Source organism: Hyphomonas sp., assembly GCF_965284475.1.
In the GTDB taxonomy this organism is placed as follows: Bacteria; Pseudomonadota; Alphaproteobacteria; order Caulobacterales; family Hyphomonadaceae; genus Hyphomonas.
This window is the reverse complement of sequence record NZ_OZ260087.1, coordinates 2062466-2078238: the sequence shown is the minus strand read 5'-3', so window position 1 is coordinate 2078238 and position 15773 is coordinate 2062466. Positions and strand designations below refer to the sequence as shown.

Annotated in this window: 16 protein-coding genes; 8 read left to right on the top strand and 8 right to left on the bottom strand. The window is 61.3% G+C overall.

Going from position 1 to position 15773, the window contains the following annotated elements:
• Positions 1-336 precede the first annotated feature (336 nt).
• Entirely contained in the window at positions 337-1518 is a 1182-nt protein-coding gene (locus ACQ66M_RS10255; protein WP_350170421.1) for a thiolase family protein, read from the top strand.
• 86 nt (positions 1519-1604) lie between these two features.
• Entirely contained in the window at positions 1605-2210 is a 606-nt protein-coding gene (locus tag ACQ66M_RS10250; protein ID WP_350170422.1) for a hypothetical protein, read from the top strand.
• Positions 2211-2222: 12 nt separating this feature from the next.
• Here the strand turns inward: ACQ66M_RS10250 and ACQ66M_RS10245 are convergent, their stop codons facing one another.
• On the bottom strand, positions 2223-2717 hold the full coding sequence (locus ACQ66M_RS10245) for an Lrp/AsnC family transcriptional regulator (RefSeq protein ID WP_350170423.1): 495 nt from the start codon (positions 2715-2717) through the stop codon (positions 2223-2225).
• 128 nt (positions 2718-2845) lie between these two features.
• On the opposite strand from ACQ66M_RS10245, the gene ACQ66M_RS10240 reads away from it, so the two are divergent.
• The gene (locus ACQ66M_RS10240; RefSeq protein ID WP_430403625.1) at positions 2846-6304 is read left to right on the top strand and encodes an indolepyruvate ferredoxin oxidoreductase family protein; all 3459 of its coding nucleotides are present in this window, start codon (positions 2846-2848) and stop codon (positions 6302-6304) included.
• 7 nt (positions 6305-6311) lie between these two features.
• Here the strand turns inward: ACQ66M_RS10240 and ACQ66M_RS10235 are convergent, their stop codons facing one another.
• A complete protein-coding gene (locus ACQ66M_RS10235) occupies positions 6312-6650 on the bottom strand; it encodes a hypothetical protein (protein WP_350170424.1) in 339 nt (112 codons plus the stop codon).
• A gap of 71 nt (positions 6651-6721) precedes the next feature.
• Positions 6722-8311 carry a lysine--tRNA ligase gene (locus ACQ66M_RS10230; protein ID WP_430405152.1) on the bottom strand — a complete coding sequence of 530 codons (1590 nt, stop codon included), beginning with the start codon at positions 8309-8311 and terminating at the stop codon, positions 6722-6724.
• 165 nt (positions 8312-8476) lie between these two features.
• Here ACQ66M_RS10230 and ACQ66M_RS10225 point away from each other — a divergent pair, with 165 nt between their 5' ends.
• From ACQ66M_RS10225 to bfr, 4 genes are all read left to right on the top strand, one after another.
• Positions 8477-8899, top strand: a complete 423-nt coding sequence (locus ACQ66M_RS10225) for a hypothetical protein (protein ID WP_350170426.1) — start codon at positions 8477-8479, stop codon at positions 8897-8899.
• Positions 8900-8902: 3 nt separating this feature from the next.
• Positions 8903-9130 carry a helix-turn-helix transcriptional regulator gene (locus tag ACQ66M_RS10220; RefSeq protein WP_430403623.1) on the top strand — a complete coding sequence of 76 codons (228 nt, stop codon included), beginning with the start codon at positions 8903-8905 and terminating at the stop codon, positions 9128-9130.
• A 32-nt stretch (positions 9131-9162) separates the two neighbouring features.
• Entirely contained in the window at positions 9163-9363 is a 201-nt protein-coding gene (locus ACQ66M_RS10215) for a (2Fe-2S)-binding protein (RefSeq protein ID WP_350170428.1), read from the top strand.
• A gap of 145 nt (positions 9364-9508) precedes the next feature.
• On the top strand, positions 9509-9988 hold the full coding sequence (bfr, locus tag ACQ66M_RS10210) for a bacterioferritin (protein WP_350170429.1): 480 nt from the start codon (positions 9509-9511) through the stop codon (positions 9986-9988).
• A gap of 57 nt (positions 9989-10045) precedes the next feature.
• Here the strand turns inward: bfr and ACQ66M_RS10205 are convergent, their stop codons facing one another.
• Positions 10046-10273, bottom strand: a complete 228-nt coding sequence (locus tag ACQ66M_RS10205; protein WP_350170430.1) for a hypothetical protein — start codon at positions 10271-10273, stop codon at positions 10046-10048.
• Between the two features lie 95 nt (positions 10274-10368).
• Complete coding sequence (locus tag ACQ66M_RS10200; protein ID WP_350170431.1) at positions 10369-11961, bottom strand: FMN-binding glutamate synthase family protein; 1593 nt, start codon at positions 11959-11961, stop codon at positions 10369-10371.
• A 303-nt stretch (positions 11962-12264) separates the two neighbouring features.
• Between ACQ66M_RS10200 and ACQ66M_RS10195 the strand changes: the two genes are divergently transcribed.
• Positions 12265-12702 (top strand): DUF2853 family protein, encoded by a 438-nt coding sequence (locus tag ACQ66M_RS10195; protein ID WP_350170432.1) that lies wholly within the window; start codon positions 12265-12267, stop codon positions 12700-12702.
• Positions 12703-12784: 82 nt separating this feature from the next.
• Here the strand turns inward: ACQ66M_RS10195 and ACQ66M_RS10190 are convergent, their stop codons facing one another.
• The 3 genes from ACQ66M_RS10190 to ACQ66M_RS10180 are packed head-to-tail and all read right to left on the bottom strand — an operon-like array spanning position 12785 to position 15761.
• A complete protein-coding gene (locus ACQ66M_RS10190; RefSeq protein ID WP_430403621.1) occupies positions 12785-13921 on the bottom strand; it encodes an acyl-CoA dehydrogenase family protein in 1137 nt (378 codons plus the stop codon).
• Positions 13918-14544, bottom strand: a complete 627-nt coding sequence (locus tag ACQ66M_RS10185) for a 2-hydroxychromene-2-carboxylate isomerase (protein WP_430403619.1) — start codon at positions 14542-14544, stop codon at positions 13918-13920. The genes ACQ66M_RS10190 and ACQ66M_RS10185 overlap by 4 nt, the downstream gene beginning before the upstream one ends.
• 2 nt (positions 14545-14546) lie before the next feature.
• Positions 14547-15761 (bottom strand): acyl-CoA dehydrogenase family protein, encoded by a 1215-nt coding sequence (locus tag ACQ66M_RS10180; RefSeq protein WP_350170435.1) that lies wholly within the window; start codon positions 15759-15761, stop codon positions 14547-14549.
• Positions 15762-15773: the final 12 nt, after the last annotated feature.

Sequence of the window (15773 nt, the reverse complement as noted above, 5' to 3'; positions counted from 1 at the left end):
AATGCACCTATGTCCGTGCACCCTTTGTGCTGTTTGCGTGCGGCAGGCCTCTTGCCTACAGGATTACGCGGATCAATCCGGAACCTCTCTGAACGCTCATCCTGAGCGAAGGAGAAGGACGAGCGTGGGCGAATCCCGCTGTTCCCGGCTATCCTTCTACTTCGCTCAGGATGAGCCTTCCATCAAAATCCCTTCCCGCCGCGCCCGTAACCGAGTTTGCGGCCGCAAGTGCTGGCCCTTCAGCCTGTCTCAGCCCTTCCTGGTCTTGACGTCCGCCACGTCAAAGCGCCTATGTGTTCGCAACTGCAAGAAAATGCGAACTGGAAGGAACCCTGAATGTCTGAACAAGATCCCGTCGTCATCGTCGGCATGGCCCGCACCCCGATGGGCGGCCTGCTGGGCGACCTCGCCAGCCTCTCCGCCAACGAGCTGGGCGCAATTGCCGTCAAGGCGGCCGTGGCCGAAGCCGGGCTGAAGCCGGGCGAAGCGAACGAAATCATCATGGGCAACTGCCTGCCCGCCGGCCAGGGCCAGGCCCCAGCCCGTCAGGCCGGGTTCAAGGCCGGTGAAGACAAGGGGCTCGAAGCCGTCACGATCAACAAGATGTGCGGCTCCGGCATGCAGGCCGCCGTCATGGGCCGCAACGCCATCATGGCAGGCGATGCCAGCATCGTCATTGTCGGCGGCATGGAATCCATGACCAATGCCCCGCATCTGATCAATGTCCGCAAGGGCCACAAGTACGGCACGATGGGCGCGGAGGACCACATGGCCCTCGACGGCCTGTCGGATGCCTACAGCCACGGACCGATGGGCCTGTTCGCTGACAAGATCGCCGGCGAATACCAGTTCACCCGCGAGCAGCAGGACGCCTACGCCCTCGAAACACTGACGCGCGCCCAGAACGCCACCAAGAATGGCAAGTTCAAGCGCGAGATCGCTCCGGTCACGGTGAAGGGCCGCAAGGGCGACACGATTGTCGACACGGACGAACTGCCCCGTACCGCCATGCCGGACAAGATCCCGACCCTGCGCCCGGCCTTCTCGAAAGACGGCACGGTCACCGCGGCCAACGCCTCGGCCATCTCCGATGGCGCCGCCGCCATGGTGCTGATGCGCCAGTCCGAAGCTGAAAAGCGCGGCCTGAAGCCCATCGCCAGGATCGTCGCCTCGTCCAGCCATGCCCACGAGCCGGAATATTTCACCACCGCGCCTGTGCCCGCCATGAAGAAGGCCCTCGAAAAGGCCGGCTGGAGCATTGACGATGTCGATCTCTGGGAAGTCAACGAAGCCTTCGCGGTCGTTCCGATGATCGCCATGAAGGAACTCGGCATCAGCCATGACAAGCTGAACGTCAATGGCGGCGCCTGCGCCATGGGCCACCCGATCGGTGCCTCCGGTGCGCGCGTGATCATTACGCTGCTCGCCGCCATGGAAGACCGCGGCGTCAAGAAGGGCATGGCTTCGCTCTGCATCGGCGGCGGCGAAGGCATCGCCATGGCCCTTGAGCGCTACTAGGCTTTTCACGCCACCTGATACGGCCATCAAGCCCGGACAATGCCAGCCGCATTGTCCGGGCTTCTGTTTTCCGGGAGAGGTCTCACATGCCGCTGCAAAACCGCGTTGATCCCTTCGGGCAAATCCATGCCGTGCCGGATCGCGGCCTGTTCATGGGCAATCGCGGCGGCTGCTTCCACCGCCCGGATCAGACGCTGAAGCCTCGCCACTGGGCCTCGCGCCAGTGGATCATCTGCCAGCTTCAGTTCAAGGGCCGCCGGCGCCCGCTCATGCAGCCGGGCCTCTACACCGAACTGTTCTTCCTCGATGAGGCGACCGCCCTCGCGTCCGGCCATCGCCCCTGTTTCGAATGCCGCCGCGACGCCGCGAAGGCCTTTCGCGACGCCCTCGCACTTGCTGCCCCCGTCCGCGCCGCCGATCTCGACGCCCGCATCGCCGCAGAAGTCCAGTCCGTGCTGACAGGCCAGAGCGCGCGTGAAACTCTGGCCCCGGCCAGCCTGCCCGATGGTGCCTTCTTCGCATCAGGCGGCAGGGCTTTCCTCAAGCAGGGCCAGACCGGAAGGCCATGGTCATTTGCCGGTTATGGTGATCCCTTGCCCCTGCCCCCACAGGCCACGCGGCTCACCCCGCAAGCCACCTGCACTGCTCTTGCAGCTGGCTACAGGCCTGCGCTCCACGCGACAGCGGCCTGACGCTGCCGGCTTTCAGGAGGATTTCAGCCGGTCGCTCACCAGTCCCAGTGGCAGGGCCGTCGTCCGCTTCGACACGCGGATGACAATGCGCGACTGCACATCAGAGACGAGCGCAGACCCTAGCAGCTTGTCCCGCAGGAAATTGTCATAGGCATGCATGTCCGTCGTCACGACATGGACCATATAGTCGACCGCGCCGGTCACGGTCATGCACTCGACCACTTCCGACCAGTTCTGGACGATGGCCTCGAAGGCTTCGAGATTTTCCCGGCTCGGCAATGACAGTTTCACGCTCGCCATCACTTCAAAGTTCAGGCCAAGGGCAAAATTATCCAGCAGCGTAACGCGCCCGGTAATGAACCCGGCCTCTTCCATCCGCTTGATCCGACGCCAGCAAGGCGAAGACGACAGTCCGACTCTATCAGCAATGTCCGCAACCGAAAGGCTCGCGTCGCGTTGGATAATGTCGAGGATTCGGGCATCGATTGTATCAAGATCTTGGGCCAATTTTCTGCATTCCTCCCGGTATCAAGGCATATTATGCCTCGAATTACACGGAATGACGCAAGAAAGGCAAGCAATTTCGTTCGAAATGCCCAATAATCTGCCTAAATGCTATTCAGGATGGCACATCCATGAAACACCGTGAAGTTACGCTGGACGACAAATACGAGCTTGTCGAGGGCCATGCCTTTATGACGGGCATTCAGGCCCTCGTCCGCCTGCCCCTTGATCGCAAGCGCCTCGACCTTGGTGCCGGCTACAATACGGCCGGGTTCATTTCCGGCTATCGCGGCTCGCCGCTGGGCGGATATGACCAGCAGCTGCGGGCTGTTCAGGGCCTGCTCGACAGCCATGACATCAGGTTCTGGGAAGGCCTGAACGAAGACCTTGGCGCCACCGCCGTCTGGGGCAGCCAGCAGCTCGGCCTGTTCCCCGGTGCCCGCTATGACGGCCTGTTCGGCATCTGGTACGGCAAGGCGCCGGGCGTTGACCGCACGGGCGACGTGTTCAAGCACGCCAATGCCGCCGGTACGTCGGCGCTGGGCGGCGTGCTCGCCATCATCGGCGACGATCATAATTGCAAATCCTCCACCCTGCCCTCGCAATCGGAATTCGCGATGGCGGACGCAGAGATTCCCGTCCTCAACCCCGCCTCGATCCAGGACGTGCTCGACTATGGCATCCATGGCTGGAACATGAGCCGCTATAGCGGCGCATGGACCGGCCTGGTCGCCCTGGCCGACACAATGGATTCCGGCGCCGTGGTGAATATTGATCTCGACCGGTTCAGTTTCGTTGCGCCTTCCTTCCACCTGCCTGAAGCCGGCGTGCACATGCGCCGCGGCGACACGCCGCTGGACAAGGAAGCGCGCCTGCGCCACTTCAAGCTGCCGGCTGCTCAGGCCTATGTCCGCGCCAACCGGCTCGACCATGTCATCCTCCCCTCGCCCAGGCCCCGGATCGGCGTCATCGTCACCGGACAGGCCGCCCGCGATGTGTTCGAGGCGCTGGCCGCCATCGGCCTCACGCCGGAAGAGGCAGGCCGCCTCGGCCTGGCTGTTTACAAAGTGGCCATGCCCTGGCCGCTCGAACCGGAAGGCGTGAGGGAATTCTGCGCCGGGCTCGAACGTGTTGTCGTCATCGAGCACAAGCGCCCGCTGATCGAGGATCAGCTGAAAGCCGCCCTCTATGACCTGCCGGATGCCAAGCGTCCGGTCGTGGAAGGCAAGCGCACCGCGCAAGGCACACCCCTGCTGTCCGATGTCGCCTCGATCACCATTCCCGAAATGGCCGCCGCCCTGATGAAGATCATCCCGGCAGGCTGGGACACGGCCCGCGCCGATGCCTATTTCGACCGTGTCGGCCGCGCCGGCGAGGCCGCGCGCAGCAATGCCTCGGAAACCGTCCGCAGCCCGCATTTCTGCTCTGGCTGCCCGCACAATACATCGACCGTGGTGCCGGAAGGCAGCCGCGCCCTCGCTGGAATCGGCTGCCATTACATGGCCAATTTCATGCCCGACCGGAAGACGGACATGACCAGCCAGATGGGCGGCGAAGGCATTGCCTGGGTCGGCCAGCACTGGGCGACGGATGAAGACCATGTCTTCGTCAATCTCGGCGACGGTACCTATTCCCACTCGGGCAGCCTTGCCATCCGCGCCGCCGTCACGTCCGGCGCGAAGATGACCTACAAGATCCTCTACAATGACGCGGTTGCCATGACCGGCGGCCAGCATGTCGAATCCGGCCAGACCCCTGCGCAGATCGCCCAGCAGGTCGAAGCGGAAGGCGTCGAGACAATCGTCATCGTGACCGAAGACCCGACCCGTTATGCCGGTGTGAAACACCTGCCCCGCCGCGTGAAGATCTATGACCGCGAAGACCTTGAGGATGTGCAGGTCATGCTTCGCTCAACGCCCGGCGTCTCGGTGATGATCTATGACCAGATGTGCGCCACCGAAAAGCGCCGCCGCTCCAAGCGCGGTATCATCGCGCCGGACCGTGTGCGCGTCATCATCAACCAGGAAGTCTGCGAAGGCTGCGGCGACTGTTCGGTCAAGTCTAACTGCCTTTCCGTCGAGCCGGTCGAAACCGAGCTTGGCCGCAAGCGCCGGATCAACCAGTCGACCTGCAATACCGACCTTTCCTGCCTCACCGGATTCTGCCCGAGCTTTGTCACCGTCAAGGATGGCGAACCGGCCTGGACCGGCGAAACCCGCCGGGCATTCGACGCCTCCGGCCTGCCATTGCCAGAGACGCCCTCCCTCGCCACGCCCTGGAACGTCCTGTTCACCGGCGTTGGCGGCACGGGCGTCACCACGGTCGCCGCCGTGCTGGCCATGGCCGCACACGTTGATGGCAATGCCGCCTCCTCGCTCGACATGACTGGCCTTGCCCAGAAGGGCGGTCCTGTCCTGTCGCACATCCGTTTCGGGCGCGAGCCGGAAGACATCTCCACGGGCCGCGTACCGCCCGCCAGCGCAGACCTGGTAATCGCCTGTGACCTTGTGGTCGCGGCCGGCGGCGATGCCCTCCTGCTGATGGAACCCGGCCGGACGGCGGCCTATGCCAATTCCGACGTGACGCCGACCAGCGAATTCATCCGCAACCGGTCCAAGCGTTTCGAGAGCGACCTCCTCGCTGCCCGCGTCAAGCGCCAGTCCCGCGATTTCGGCGCGTTCGATGCCGAGGCGCTTGCCGTCGGCTACCTGCACGACGCGATCTACACGAACATGATCATGGTCGGCTATGCGTGGCAGAAAGGCGCCGTGCCGGTTTCACTGCGCGGCCTCTACCGCGCCATCCGCCTCAACGGCACCAAGGTCGATGACAATATGGCCGCGTTCAATATCGGCCGTATCGCTGCCGCCGCGCCGGAACGCCTCGCCCAGCAGCACGACCCGCGCGGCCATCTTGAGCCGAAGACGCTGGACGAACTGATCGACGACCGCGCAGCCCGCCTTGTCGCCTATCAGAACGAGGCCTATGCCCAGACCTATCGCGACGCCGTTGCGCAGGTCCGCGCAGCCGAGGAGGCTGCCGGCCTCGGAGACAAGCTCTCACGCGCAGCTGCGACCTATGCCTTCAAGCTGATGGCCTACAAGGACGAATATGAAGTTGCCCGCCTCTACACCGATGGCGCTTTCGCGGCCCAGCTCGCGAGCCAGTTCAAGGGCGGCGAGCTGCGCTTCTGGCTCGCCCCGCCCATGATCTCGAAGAAGGACAGCCACGGCCACCTGAAGAAAAAGCATTTCGGCGGCTGGATGATGCTCGGCTTCAGGGTTCTGACGAAGCTGAAAGGCCTGCGCGAAACGCCGTTCGACCTGTTCGGCCGCACCGAAGAACGCCGCATGGAACGCGCCCTGCGCGACACCTATCTCGAAACGCTGAACACGCTGGCCACCGGCCTGACCGCGAAGAACCATGCCCTCGCCGTGGCGATTGCCGAAGTGCCGGATGACATTCGCGGCTATGGCCACATCAAGGACGCCGCCGTAGCCGTCGCCAGCGAAAAGGAAGCCGCGCTCTGGAAGGGCTGGCCGACAGGCGACATGCCCAGAGAGAAGACAACGCTGATCGCGGCAGAATAGGCCCGGCCTAGTCCGCCCTGGTGACCTCGACGTCGACGATGCGGCCTTTCTTTTCGATCTTCTTGAGTTCGCGCTCGAGATACTTGACCTTGACCGTCCTGCGGATGTGTCTGGTGCGGCCGGAACGGGTCTTCAGCGTGACGTGCAGACTGGCCATCTCGTCCGGCCCGTCCAGCACGTCGCCCGTGGTCCGAACCGCCGTGCCGCCGACATAGACCACGCCCTTGCCCGCAACTTCCACCGCATCCACGGCAAGGCCGACAGGCACGGTGACGATCCTGGTCGCGATACAGGCGGGCAGCGAGAGGAAAAGCGGCACAAGCAGGAGCGCCTGGATCGGTTTCATGGGCAGGGTCGCTTTCCGGTTTGTTGGCAGCCATGGCGCCCCCCCTGTCCTGCGTCCCGGTTAAAACCCCGTTACCGCGCCAGCGCCTCGTCGATCAGGCGGGCCGTGTTCCCGGCACCATAAAGCGCCGCGAAACTGCCAAAGCGCGGCCCCTGGCTTTGGCCGAGCAGCACTTCGTACAGCGCCTGGAACCATTCGCGCAGGTTCTCGAAGCCATGGTCCTTGCCGATGGAAAAGGTCAGCGTCTGGAGGTTTTCAGGCGTCGGGTCCGCCTCGAAGGCTGCCAGCCGCGCCGAGAGGTCCGCCATGGCCGCGCGCTCCTGCTGCGTGGGTGCGCGGTATGTCTTCGCCGGCAGGATAAAGTCCTGGTAATAGCGCATGGCATAACCTGCGAGACTGTCGAGCAGCGGATGCGTCCCGGCCGAGGCGCGGGGCGCATAGCGCGAGATGAAGCCCCAGAGCTGGCTCTTGTCCTCCGGATTGGCCACGGCCACGAGATTGAGCAGCAGCGCGAAGCTGACCGGAACATCCGCCTTTGGCGGGTTGCCGGAATGGATGTGGAAGACAGGGTTTTCCAGCTGCCGGGCCGGTTCCTCGCTGGGATAGTTTTCGAGGAAGGTCAGGTACTCGTCCACGGTTTTCGGGATGACGTCGAAATAGAGCTTCTTGGCCACGCGCGGCTTCTGGAACTGGAACAGGGACAGGCTCTCGTCCGGCGCATAGGCGAGCCATTCTTCGACCGAGATGCCGTTGCCCTTGGACTTGGAAATCTTCTCGCCTTTCTCGTCCAGGAACAGTTCATAGACATATTGTTCCGGCGGGCGATGCCCGAGGATCTTTGCGATGCGCGAATAGATCGGCGCATTGGCCTGATGGTCCTTGCCGAACATTTCGAAGTCGACGCCGAGCGCGGCCCAGCGCATGCCGAAATCCGGCTTCCACTGCATCTTCACATGACCGCCGGTGACCGGCAGCGTGACGTCCCTACCATCCTCGTCCGCAAACGTGATCTCACCTTTGGCGGCATCGACATGCTTCATCGGCACATAGAGCACACGGCCCGTGCTCGGTGAAATCGGCAGGAAGGGCGAATAGGTCGCCTGCCGCTCAGCGCCGAGCGTCGGCAGCATCACGCCCATGATCTCGTCGAATTTCTCGGCCGCGCGGCGCAGCATCGGATCGAAGCGGCCGGACTTGTAGCAGTCGGTCGCCGAGATGAATTCATACTGGAACCCGAACTGGTCGAGGAAGGCACAGAGACGGGCATTCATGTGCGCGCCATAGGATGCATGGGTGCCGAACGGGTCCGGTACGGCGGTGAGTGGCTGTTGAAGGTATGCCTCAAGACTTTCCGGGTTCGGCACCGTAGGCGGCACCTTGCGCATACCGTCCATGTCATCGGAAATGCAGATGAGGCGCGTCGGGATGTCTCCGCGCGTCAGCACGTCAAACGCATGGCGCACCATGGTCGTGCGCACGACTTCGCCAAACGTACCGATATGCGGCAAGCCAGAAGGGCCATAGCCCGTCTCGAAGATGACCGGATCGTCATCCTTTCGCTGGCCGGCCTGTTTCTGCTGCTCGACACGCTTTTTCAGCGCGCGCGCCAGCTCGAAGGGCCATGCCTTGGCGGATTCGGCGAGGACGGAGAGATCGGTCATCTGGGTGTCAGTCATTCGTGAGTGATAATCAGGTTGCCGGGCGTAAAGGCCCCACCCCACAGCGTCAAGCGAGCCCGGTCATGGGGGTGTAAGAAATATTTGACATGTCAAAAATTCTTTACTACTTGAGATGTAAGAAATTTTTTACATACAGAGGACGCACCCATGTCATTCCGAGAGAAAACCGCCTGGGCCATGAGCTTCATCCTGTTCATGGCAGGAGCCTGGTACTTCACCAGGATCGTGAACGCTTCGAATGGGCTGGGCCATACTTCGCCGCCCGACCTGCGCTTCTTTATCGGCTATGTCGCTCTCGTCGTGATCACGACGATCATTGTGAACATCATGCTCGCCGCCACATCCGGCAAGGAGGCCAACGCACCTGCTGACGAGCGCGAGACTGCCATTCTCCACAAGGCGGGGCACTGGTCAGGCTATGTTCTCGCGCTCGGTGCGCTCACCGGCCTCTGGCACTTTGGCTGGCTCGGCGACGGCAACCTGCTGTTCCACATCATCTTCGGTGCGCTGATGCTGAGCCAGATTGCAGAATATGTCTTCCAGATATTCCTGTACCGACGGGGCGTCTAGGCGATGGCCGACCGACCACCTATCACCAACCGCATCAAGGAATTACGCGAGTTGCACGGGCACATGAGCCAAGCTGCACTCGCAGAGATTATCGGGGTCACGCGCCAGACGGTCATTGCCATTGAACAAGGACGCTATTCTCCGTCTCTGGAGAGTGCCTTCCGCATAGCCAGAGCCTTCGACGCTGGCCTGGAAGACGTATTCGGCTGGGAGGCGCAAAAACGCGCTTGACATTCATTCGCAACTTACTGCAAATGGTTCTCATGATCATCTGTGTCTGCAACCGTATCAATTGCTCGAGCGTCCGCGCCGCGGTCGATGCCGGTGCGCGCAGCCCGAAAGCCGTGCAGGCCCATCATGGCTGCAAGTTCAATTGCGGAAAATGCAGCTGCTCGATTGGCGAGATCATTTCCCAGGAGATGGATCGCAAGGCACCGTCGCCTGCGCTGATCGCCGCCGAGTAAGCCACCATTTGAGACTGCGTTTCAGCACGCTGTGAGACTGTGTCTCACTTGCAGATGAACTTGTTTTTATTCGAGATTTTCTTGCTTTCGACAGGGGATTCACCTATTCCGCGCGTATCCACATTCACTTGCGCAGGAGTGCCCCATGAAAGGCGACACCAAAGTCATCGAGTTCCTGAATCTCTGTCTTAAGAACGAGCTGACGGCGATCAACCAGTATTTCCTGCATTCCCGCATGCTCAAGGACTGGGGAGTCTCCAAGCTCGCCGAGCACGAGCACAAGGAATCAATTGAGGAAATGCATCACGCCGACTGGCTGATCGAGCGTATCCTCTTTCTTGGCGGCCTGCCCAACCTGCAGGACCTCGGCAAGCTCCATATCGGCGAAAGCGTGCAGGAAATCCTCGAATGCGACATGAAGGTGGAGATGATGGCCATCCCCACGCTCAAGGATGCGATGGAGCATGCCGAAAAGGTTCGCGACTATGGCAGCCGCGACCTGTTCGGCAAGATCCTCCACAATGAGGAAGAACATGTCGACTATCTGGAAACCCAGTTCGACCTGATCGAGCGCATCGGCATCGAGCGCTATACGCTGCTGCAATCGGAAGCGAACGGCTCCTGACATCAAAAGCCGGCCCTTCATATGGGGGCCGGCTTGATATCGTATTGGCGCCGCGCGCTAGTTGAACGTGTCGGTCGGATTGAGCCTTGCGTGGATCGGCCATTTGGCAAAGGCAAGATAGGCAAAGGCAATCAGGTTCACGAGCGGAATAAGCATCAGCAGCGACCAAGCGCCGTTGAAGCCTGCCTTGCTCCATATCTTCCAGTAGCAGACGATAAAGAAAATGATCATCGCCAGGTAGATAATACCAATGACCGCAAATGCGGCTGAACTTTCGGAATCCATGGGTGCGTCCTCCTCTGCATGGCCCGGAGCGGATGAAACCAAGCTTTGCGGCTTTTGCCAAGCGCCTTGCCCGGACAGCTGGCCGCCAGCGGACGCTATGTGCTCACCGGACGGAATGAGGCGGCCTGCGCCATCGCCCATTCATTGGCCAGCTTCGTCTCCTCCGGCGCATCAAGCAACGCGTTCCTCTCAAGCAGGTCATAGGCCCGGTGGGCCGCCTGCGCCACGTCTTCCGTCACCCTGTGCATGATGTGGCGCGGCGTCAGCTCTGACGGATGCTCGCACCCGGCTGCACCGACAACTTCCATCAGGGCCTTCACAGTGTTGCGCTGAAAATTGTAGACACGTTCCGCCTTGTCGGCGACGACCAGCCCGCGCTGGCGCCCCTTGTCCGTGGTCGCAATTCCGGTCGGACAGGTATTGTTGTGGCAGTTGAGCGACTGGATGCAGCCAAGCGAAAACATGAAGCCCCGCGCCGTGTTCACCCAGTCCGCACCGAGCGCCATGGACGAGGCGAGCGCAAAGGCGCTCGTCTGCTTGCCTGAACAGGCAAGACGGACATGATCCTTCAGTCCCGTGCCGATCAGGGCGTTGCGTGTCAGAACCAGCCCCTGACGCAATGGCGCGCCGATATGGTCCAGGAATTCGGCCGGCGCGGCGCCCGTGCCGCCCTCACCGCCATCGACGACCATGAAGTCTGTCCGGATACCTGTCTCGAGCATTGCCTTGCAGATCGCCAGAATCTCCCAGCGATTGCCGACGCAGAACTTGATGCCAACCGGCTTGCCGCCTGACAGGTCCCGCAGGCGCGCAACAAAGGCCATCATTTCCAGCGGTGTCGAGAACGCCGAGTGCGCGGGCGGCGAAAAGCACGTCTCACCAATTGGTATGCCCCGCGTCGCGGCAATCTCGGCTGTCACCTTCGCGCCCGGCAGAACGCCGCCATGGCCAGGCTTCGCGCCCTGGCTCAGCTTGATCTCGATCATCTTGATCTGAGGGTCCTTCGCAACATCTTCAAAGCGGGCCGCATCAAACGAGCCATCGCGCGCACGGCAGCCGAAATAGCCAGAGCCGATTTCCCAGACGAGATCAGCCCCGCCTGCACGGTGGTATGGCGATACGCCGCCCTCACCCGTGTCGTGATAAAAGTTCCCCTTCCCTGCCCCGGTCGACAGCGCTTCGATCGCATGTGCGCCAAGGGAGCCGAAACTCATGGCCGAAATGTTGAACACACTGGCAGAGTAAGGCTGCGTCGTGCCTGGCGCGCCGACGCTGATGCGCGGACAGGCTTCCACATTGTGCTTCGCGGCAATCGAATGCGCGAGCCATTCATAAGGCGGCTTGTCGATATCGATCTGACTGCCGAACGGCTCGACCGACGACACGTTCTTTGCACGCCGATAGACCAGCGCGCGCTGCTCATGGTTGAACGGCCGGCCTTCCGTATCACTCTCGACAGCATAGGATCTGAAGAAAGGTCGCAACTCTTCCGCTATCCATCTGATGTGCGCAAGGATCGGGAAGTTGCGCCATAAAGTGTGGCGCCGCTGAAAAAAATCATAAAGGCCCAGCAGGACAAGAAGACCAAGTATCACGGCAGCTGCACGCAACCATGGAACCGACCCCGCGCTCAGCAGGCACATGACAAACAGTGCAATGATAGCGAGAAGTGGAACAAAGCGCAGCATGTTGAACTCCCTGTGTTTTTTGTCTGTCTCCAGCCTTGGGCCAAGTGCGCCGCATCGTCAACAAACAGCCAGAGACCTGATTGCGAGCTCTCCAGCATGGATGTAAGCTGCAAATGCCTGGGCGCACTTTTTATTCTTTCTACGGATGTTTTGAAGGTGAACGGAAATGCATCTTGCAGCGAAAGGGGGTTGGCAGGGTGTGGAAAAAAAGGTCAGTGTGCCTGCGCGTGTCGAAATGATTCGAGATTTAAGCTGCGTAAGACAAAAACCGCCCGCTTCAGGGCCCATTGAGGAGACACTCCCATGGCAAAAGCAACCAAGCCAAAAACCAAGAAACCCGCCGCCGCCAAGAAGGCCGCACCCGCACCGAAAATCGCTGCGCCAGCCAAGGCGCCAACAGCGAAGGAAGTGCTGATGGAAAAATACATCGCCGACCTGAAAGAAAAAGTCGGCGAAGCCCGTCCTGACATGGCGCTGCTCGAAGCTGCCGTGAAAGCATCTGGTCCAACCATCTATAAATCGGACACGGCAACCATCGCCGCTTCCGACAAGGAAGAACTTGCACGCGTTCGCAAGGGCTTTGTCGCGAAGAAGCTGGGCGTCACGGACGAAGCCAAGGCGGATGCCGCCATCGCGGACGCGATTGCCAAATATGGCAAGTCGGTGCGCGCCAAGCACCGCCCCGTCATGTACTACCTGATCGCCAAGGCGCTCAAGAAGGGCTCGGCCCTCAAGGGCTGACCGTTCGATCCGCTTGCGGAAAAATAAAAGCCGGGCACAGCATGGCTGGCCCGGCTTTTTCATGTCTGGATTCGAACGGAGATCAGAAACCCTGAAGCCGCGCGTAACGGTCGCGATGCCAGCTGGCGCTGCCATAAAGCGCTTCCTGTACGCGGGCGCGTTTCATGTAGAGGCCCGGATCGGCCACGTCGGTCATGCCGATGCCGCCATGCATCTGGACGCATTCGTTCGAGACAAGATGCACAAGCTCGCCCGCCTTTGCCTTGGCCAGGCTTGCCAGCTCGGCCACGTCGCCCTTTTCGGAATCAACGGCAGCCAGGGCTGCGGCCACGCAGGACCGGGTCATTTCCAGTTCGACGAACATTTTGGCGGCGCGATGCTGCATCGACTGGAACGAGCCAATCAGCTGGCCAAACTGCTTGCGGCTCTGCAGGTATTCCAGCGTCATCTCGAATGCGGCCGCAGACGATCCGAGCATTTCGGCGGCCAGCCCGATGGCAGCCCGGTCCAGCACCGGTTCCAGCACGTCCGCACCTTCGTCGACGGGGCCAATCGCTGCGCCTTCCCTGACCATGACATCCTCGAACGTCACGTGCGCGGCGCCATGGGAATCAACCGTTTTCAGTTCCTGCACCGTTACGCCCCTGGCATTTGCGGGTACGAGAAACAGGGTGATGCCGTGGCGGTCGCCAGGCTCTCCGAATGTGCGGGCAACGACGATGAACATGTCTGCATCATGGCCGCCGGGCACAAAACGCTTCATGCCGTTCAGCGTATAGCCCTGGCCATTGCGCTCGGCTTCTGTCGCGACATTCAGCGGAGAGAAATGCGCTGTCTCATCAAGCGCCAGCGCGAACGTCGTTTCGCCCGAGGCGATCTTTGGCAGCCACTCAGCCTGCAGCGCCTTGCTGCCGCCGAGCTGGATGGCTGACGCGGCGATGAGGGCCGTTTGAAGCAGGGGTGTCGCCGCCAGCGTACGCCCTTGCGCCTCAAGGATCTGTCCGAGACCAACAAGGCCAAAATGCTCGCCGCCCGGTTCGTCCGGAATGATGACTCCAAAGAAACCGAGCTCTGCCAGTTTCTTGCGGGTGTCGGCGTCATGGCCATTGGCACCCTTGTCGCGCAGGGTGCGCAAATGGGTCACTGGCAGCTCATCGCGTACAAATGCCAGGGCGGTGTCACGCAGCATTTCCTGGTCTTCAGTCAATACGAAGCTCATTTCGTCCCTCCAATGGACTTTACTTTGCGGGGCGCGTCTTGCCATGCGATGGCGTCTTCCAGACGGTCATTGCCCCAGAACATTTCGCCGTCATCGGCAAAGAAGGTTGGCGAGCCAAACACGCCGCGGCGGATGGCTTCCCCGGTATTGGCCTTGAGTTCGGCCTTGATCTCATCGCTGCCGGATCGCGCCAGCACAGCGCCGGAATCCTGCCCGGCGGACTCCACGCAACGGGCAATGACATCCGGTTCGGAAATCATTGCGCCACGCACAAAGTTCTCGGTGTAGACCGCCTTGACGAACGCAGCGCGTGCCTCCTCTGGAAGCGCGAGTGTACAACGCGCCGCGAGGAGCCCATTCTGCGGAAACACCGCCGGCGTTTCCAGCGGCAAATCCTCTTTCGCGCAGACACGGGCAAAGTCGCGCCACATGTATCTGCCCTTCACAGGAAAGGCGTTGAATGGACTATCAGTCAGCCCCTGCTGCGAATGAAACAGGGGCCCGAGCAGGAACGGTGTCCAAGCAACCGTGTGCCCCGCTGCACTGGTGAGCGCCTCTATCCGCATCGCAGCCGGATAGGAATAGGTCGATGCAAACTCGAACCAGAACTCGATCACGCCCATGCCTACTGATGGTCTTTCAGTCCCAGAACGCGCTTGGCAATGACATTGAGGTTGATTTCGCTGGTGCCGCCCTCAATTGAGTTGCCCTTTGACCGCAGCCAGCCGCGGGTGGCTTTCATCGCGCTTTCGTCAAAGCCCTCCCCTTCCCAGCCGAGACCTTCCGAACCGAGCGCCTCGATCAGGAGTTCATGGCGATCCTGGTTCATCTTGGCCGCGCCATATTTCAGGATGGACGCGGTGTGCCCGACCTGCTGGCCGGCCTTGGCCTGTTCGGTCTGTCGCTGAACCGTCAGGTTGAAGGCCTTGGCATACATCTTGTGGTCCGCAATGCGCCCGCGCAGGTCACCATCGGCAATCCGGCCTTCGCTGTCGGTGCCGACATGCATCTTGGCATATTCTTCCGGGCCGAGAATACCTGACCCGCCGGTGCCGCCAAAACCGCCAGCCGAAATCGACGAGCGTTCGAACTGAAGCAGGCGCTTGGCGATTTCCCAGCCGCCATTCACGCGGCCGACCAATTGGTCCTTCGGCACTTTCACATCGGTGAAGAAGGTTTCGCAGAAGGGCGACGAACCGGAGATCAGGAGGATCGGACGTGCTTCAACACCCGGGCTCTCCATATCGAACAGGATGAAGCTGATGCCTTCGTGCTTTGAAGATGTGTCGGTGCGCACAAGGCAGAAGATCCAGTCGGCCTGATCGGCATAGGATGTCCACACCTTCTGGCCGTTGATCAGGTAATGGTCGCCCTTGTCCTCACACCTGGTCTGGAGGCCGGCGAGATCGGACCCTGCGCCTGGCTCTGAATAGCCCTGGCACCAGCGTGTCTTGCCTTTGACGATATCGGGCAGGAAACGCTTCTTCTGCTCTTCATTGCCGAATTCGAGCAGGGCCGGGCCGAACATCCACAGGCCGAATGAAAAGAGCGCAGGGCGCGCCCTTATCCGGCGCAATTCTTCCTGCAGCACGCGGTTCTGGTCCTTGTTGAGCCCACCGCCACCATAGGCAGCCGGCCATTCCGGGGCCGTCCAGCCTTTTTCACCCATCCGTTCCAGCCAGATCTTTGAGTCCGGATTGACGAATTCCCCCTTCCTGCCGCCCCAGACAATTTCATCGTCTTTCATTGGCGTGCGCATCGAAGGCGGACAGTTCGCCTCCAACCAGTCACGCACTTCGGCGCGGAACGCGTCCAGATCTTCGGTGACGTCATAGGCCATGGCGGCGGCTCC

Bases quoted from the DNA above. Each gene is read 5' to 3' on its own strand.
- ACQ66M_RS10205 (WP_350170430.1), bottom strand. From the start codon at position 10,273: ATGGATTCCGAAAGTTCAGCCGCATTTGCGGTCATTGGTATTATCTAC.
- ACQ66M_RS10190 (WP_430403621.1), bottom strand. From the start codon at position 13,921: ATGAGCTTCGTATTGACTGAAGACCAGGAAATGCTGCGTGACACCGCC.
- ACQ66M_RS10240 (WP_430403625.1), top strand. From the start codon at position 2,846: ATGAAACACCGTGAAGTTACGCTGGACGACAAATACGAGCTTGTCGAG.
- ACQ66M_RS10235 (WP_350170424.1), bottom strand. From the start codon at position 6,650: ATGAAACCGATCCAGGCGCTCCTGCTTGTGCCGCTTTTCCTCTCGCTG.
- ACQ66M_RS10230 (WP_430405152.1), bottom strand. From the start codon at position 8,311: ATGACCGATCTCTCCGTCCTCGCCGAATCCGCCAAGGCATGGCCCTTC.
- ACQ66M_RS10195 (WP_350170432.1), top strand. From the start codon at position 12,265: ATGGCAAAAGCAACCAAGCCAAAAACCAAGAAACCCGCCGCCGCCAAG.
- ACQ66M_RS10250 (WP_350170422.1), top strand. From the start codon at position 1,605: ATGCCGCTGCAAAACCGCGTTGATCCCTTCGGGCAAATCCATGCCGTG.
- bfr (WP_350170429.1), top strand. From the start codon at position 9,509: ATGAAAGGCGACACCAAAGTCATCGAGTTCCTGAATCTCTGTCTTAAG.
- ACQ66M_RS10220 (WP_430403623.1), top strand. From the start codon at position 8,903: ATGGCCGACCGACCACCTATCACCAACCGCATCAAGGAATTACGCGAG.
- ACQ66M_RS10185 (WP_430403619.1), bottom strand. From the start codon at position 14,544: ATGGGCGTGATCGAGTTCTGGTTCGAGTTTGCATCGACCTATTCCTAT.
- ACQ66M_RS10180 (WP_350170435.1), bottom strand. From the start codon at position 15,761: ATGGCCTATGACGTCACCGAAGATCTGGACGCGTTCCGCGCCGAAGTG.
- ACQ66M_RS10200 (WP_350170431.1), bottom strand. From the start codon at position 11,961: ATGCTGCGCTTTGTTCCACTTCTCGCTATCATTGCACTGTTTGTCATG.
- ACQ66M_RS10215 (WP_350170428.1), top strand. From the start codon at position 9,163: ATGATCATCTGTGTCTGCAACCGTATCAATTGCTCGAGCGTCCGCGCC.
- ACQ66M_RS10225 (WP_350170426.1), top strand. From the start codon at position 8,477: ATGTCATTCCGAGAGAAAACCGCCTGGGCCATGAGCTTCATCCTGTTC.
- ACQ66M_RS10255 (WP_350170421.1), top strand. From the start codon at position 337: ATGTCTGAACAAGATCCCGTCGTCATCGTCGGCATGGCCCGCACCCCG.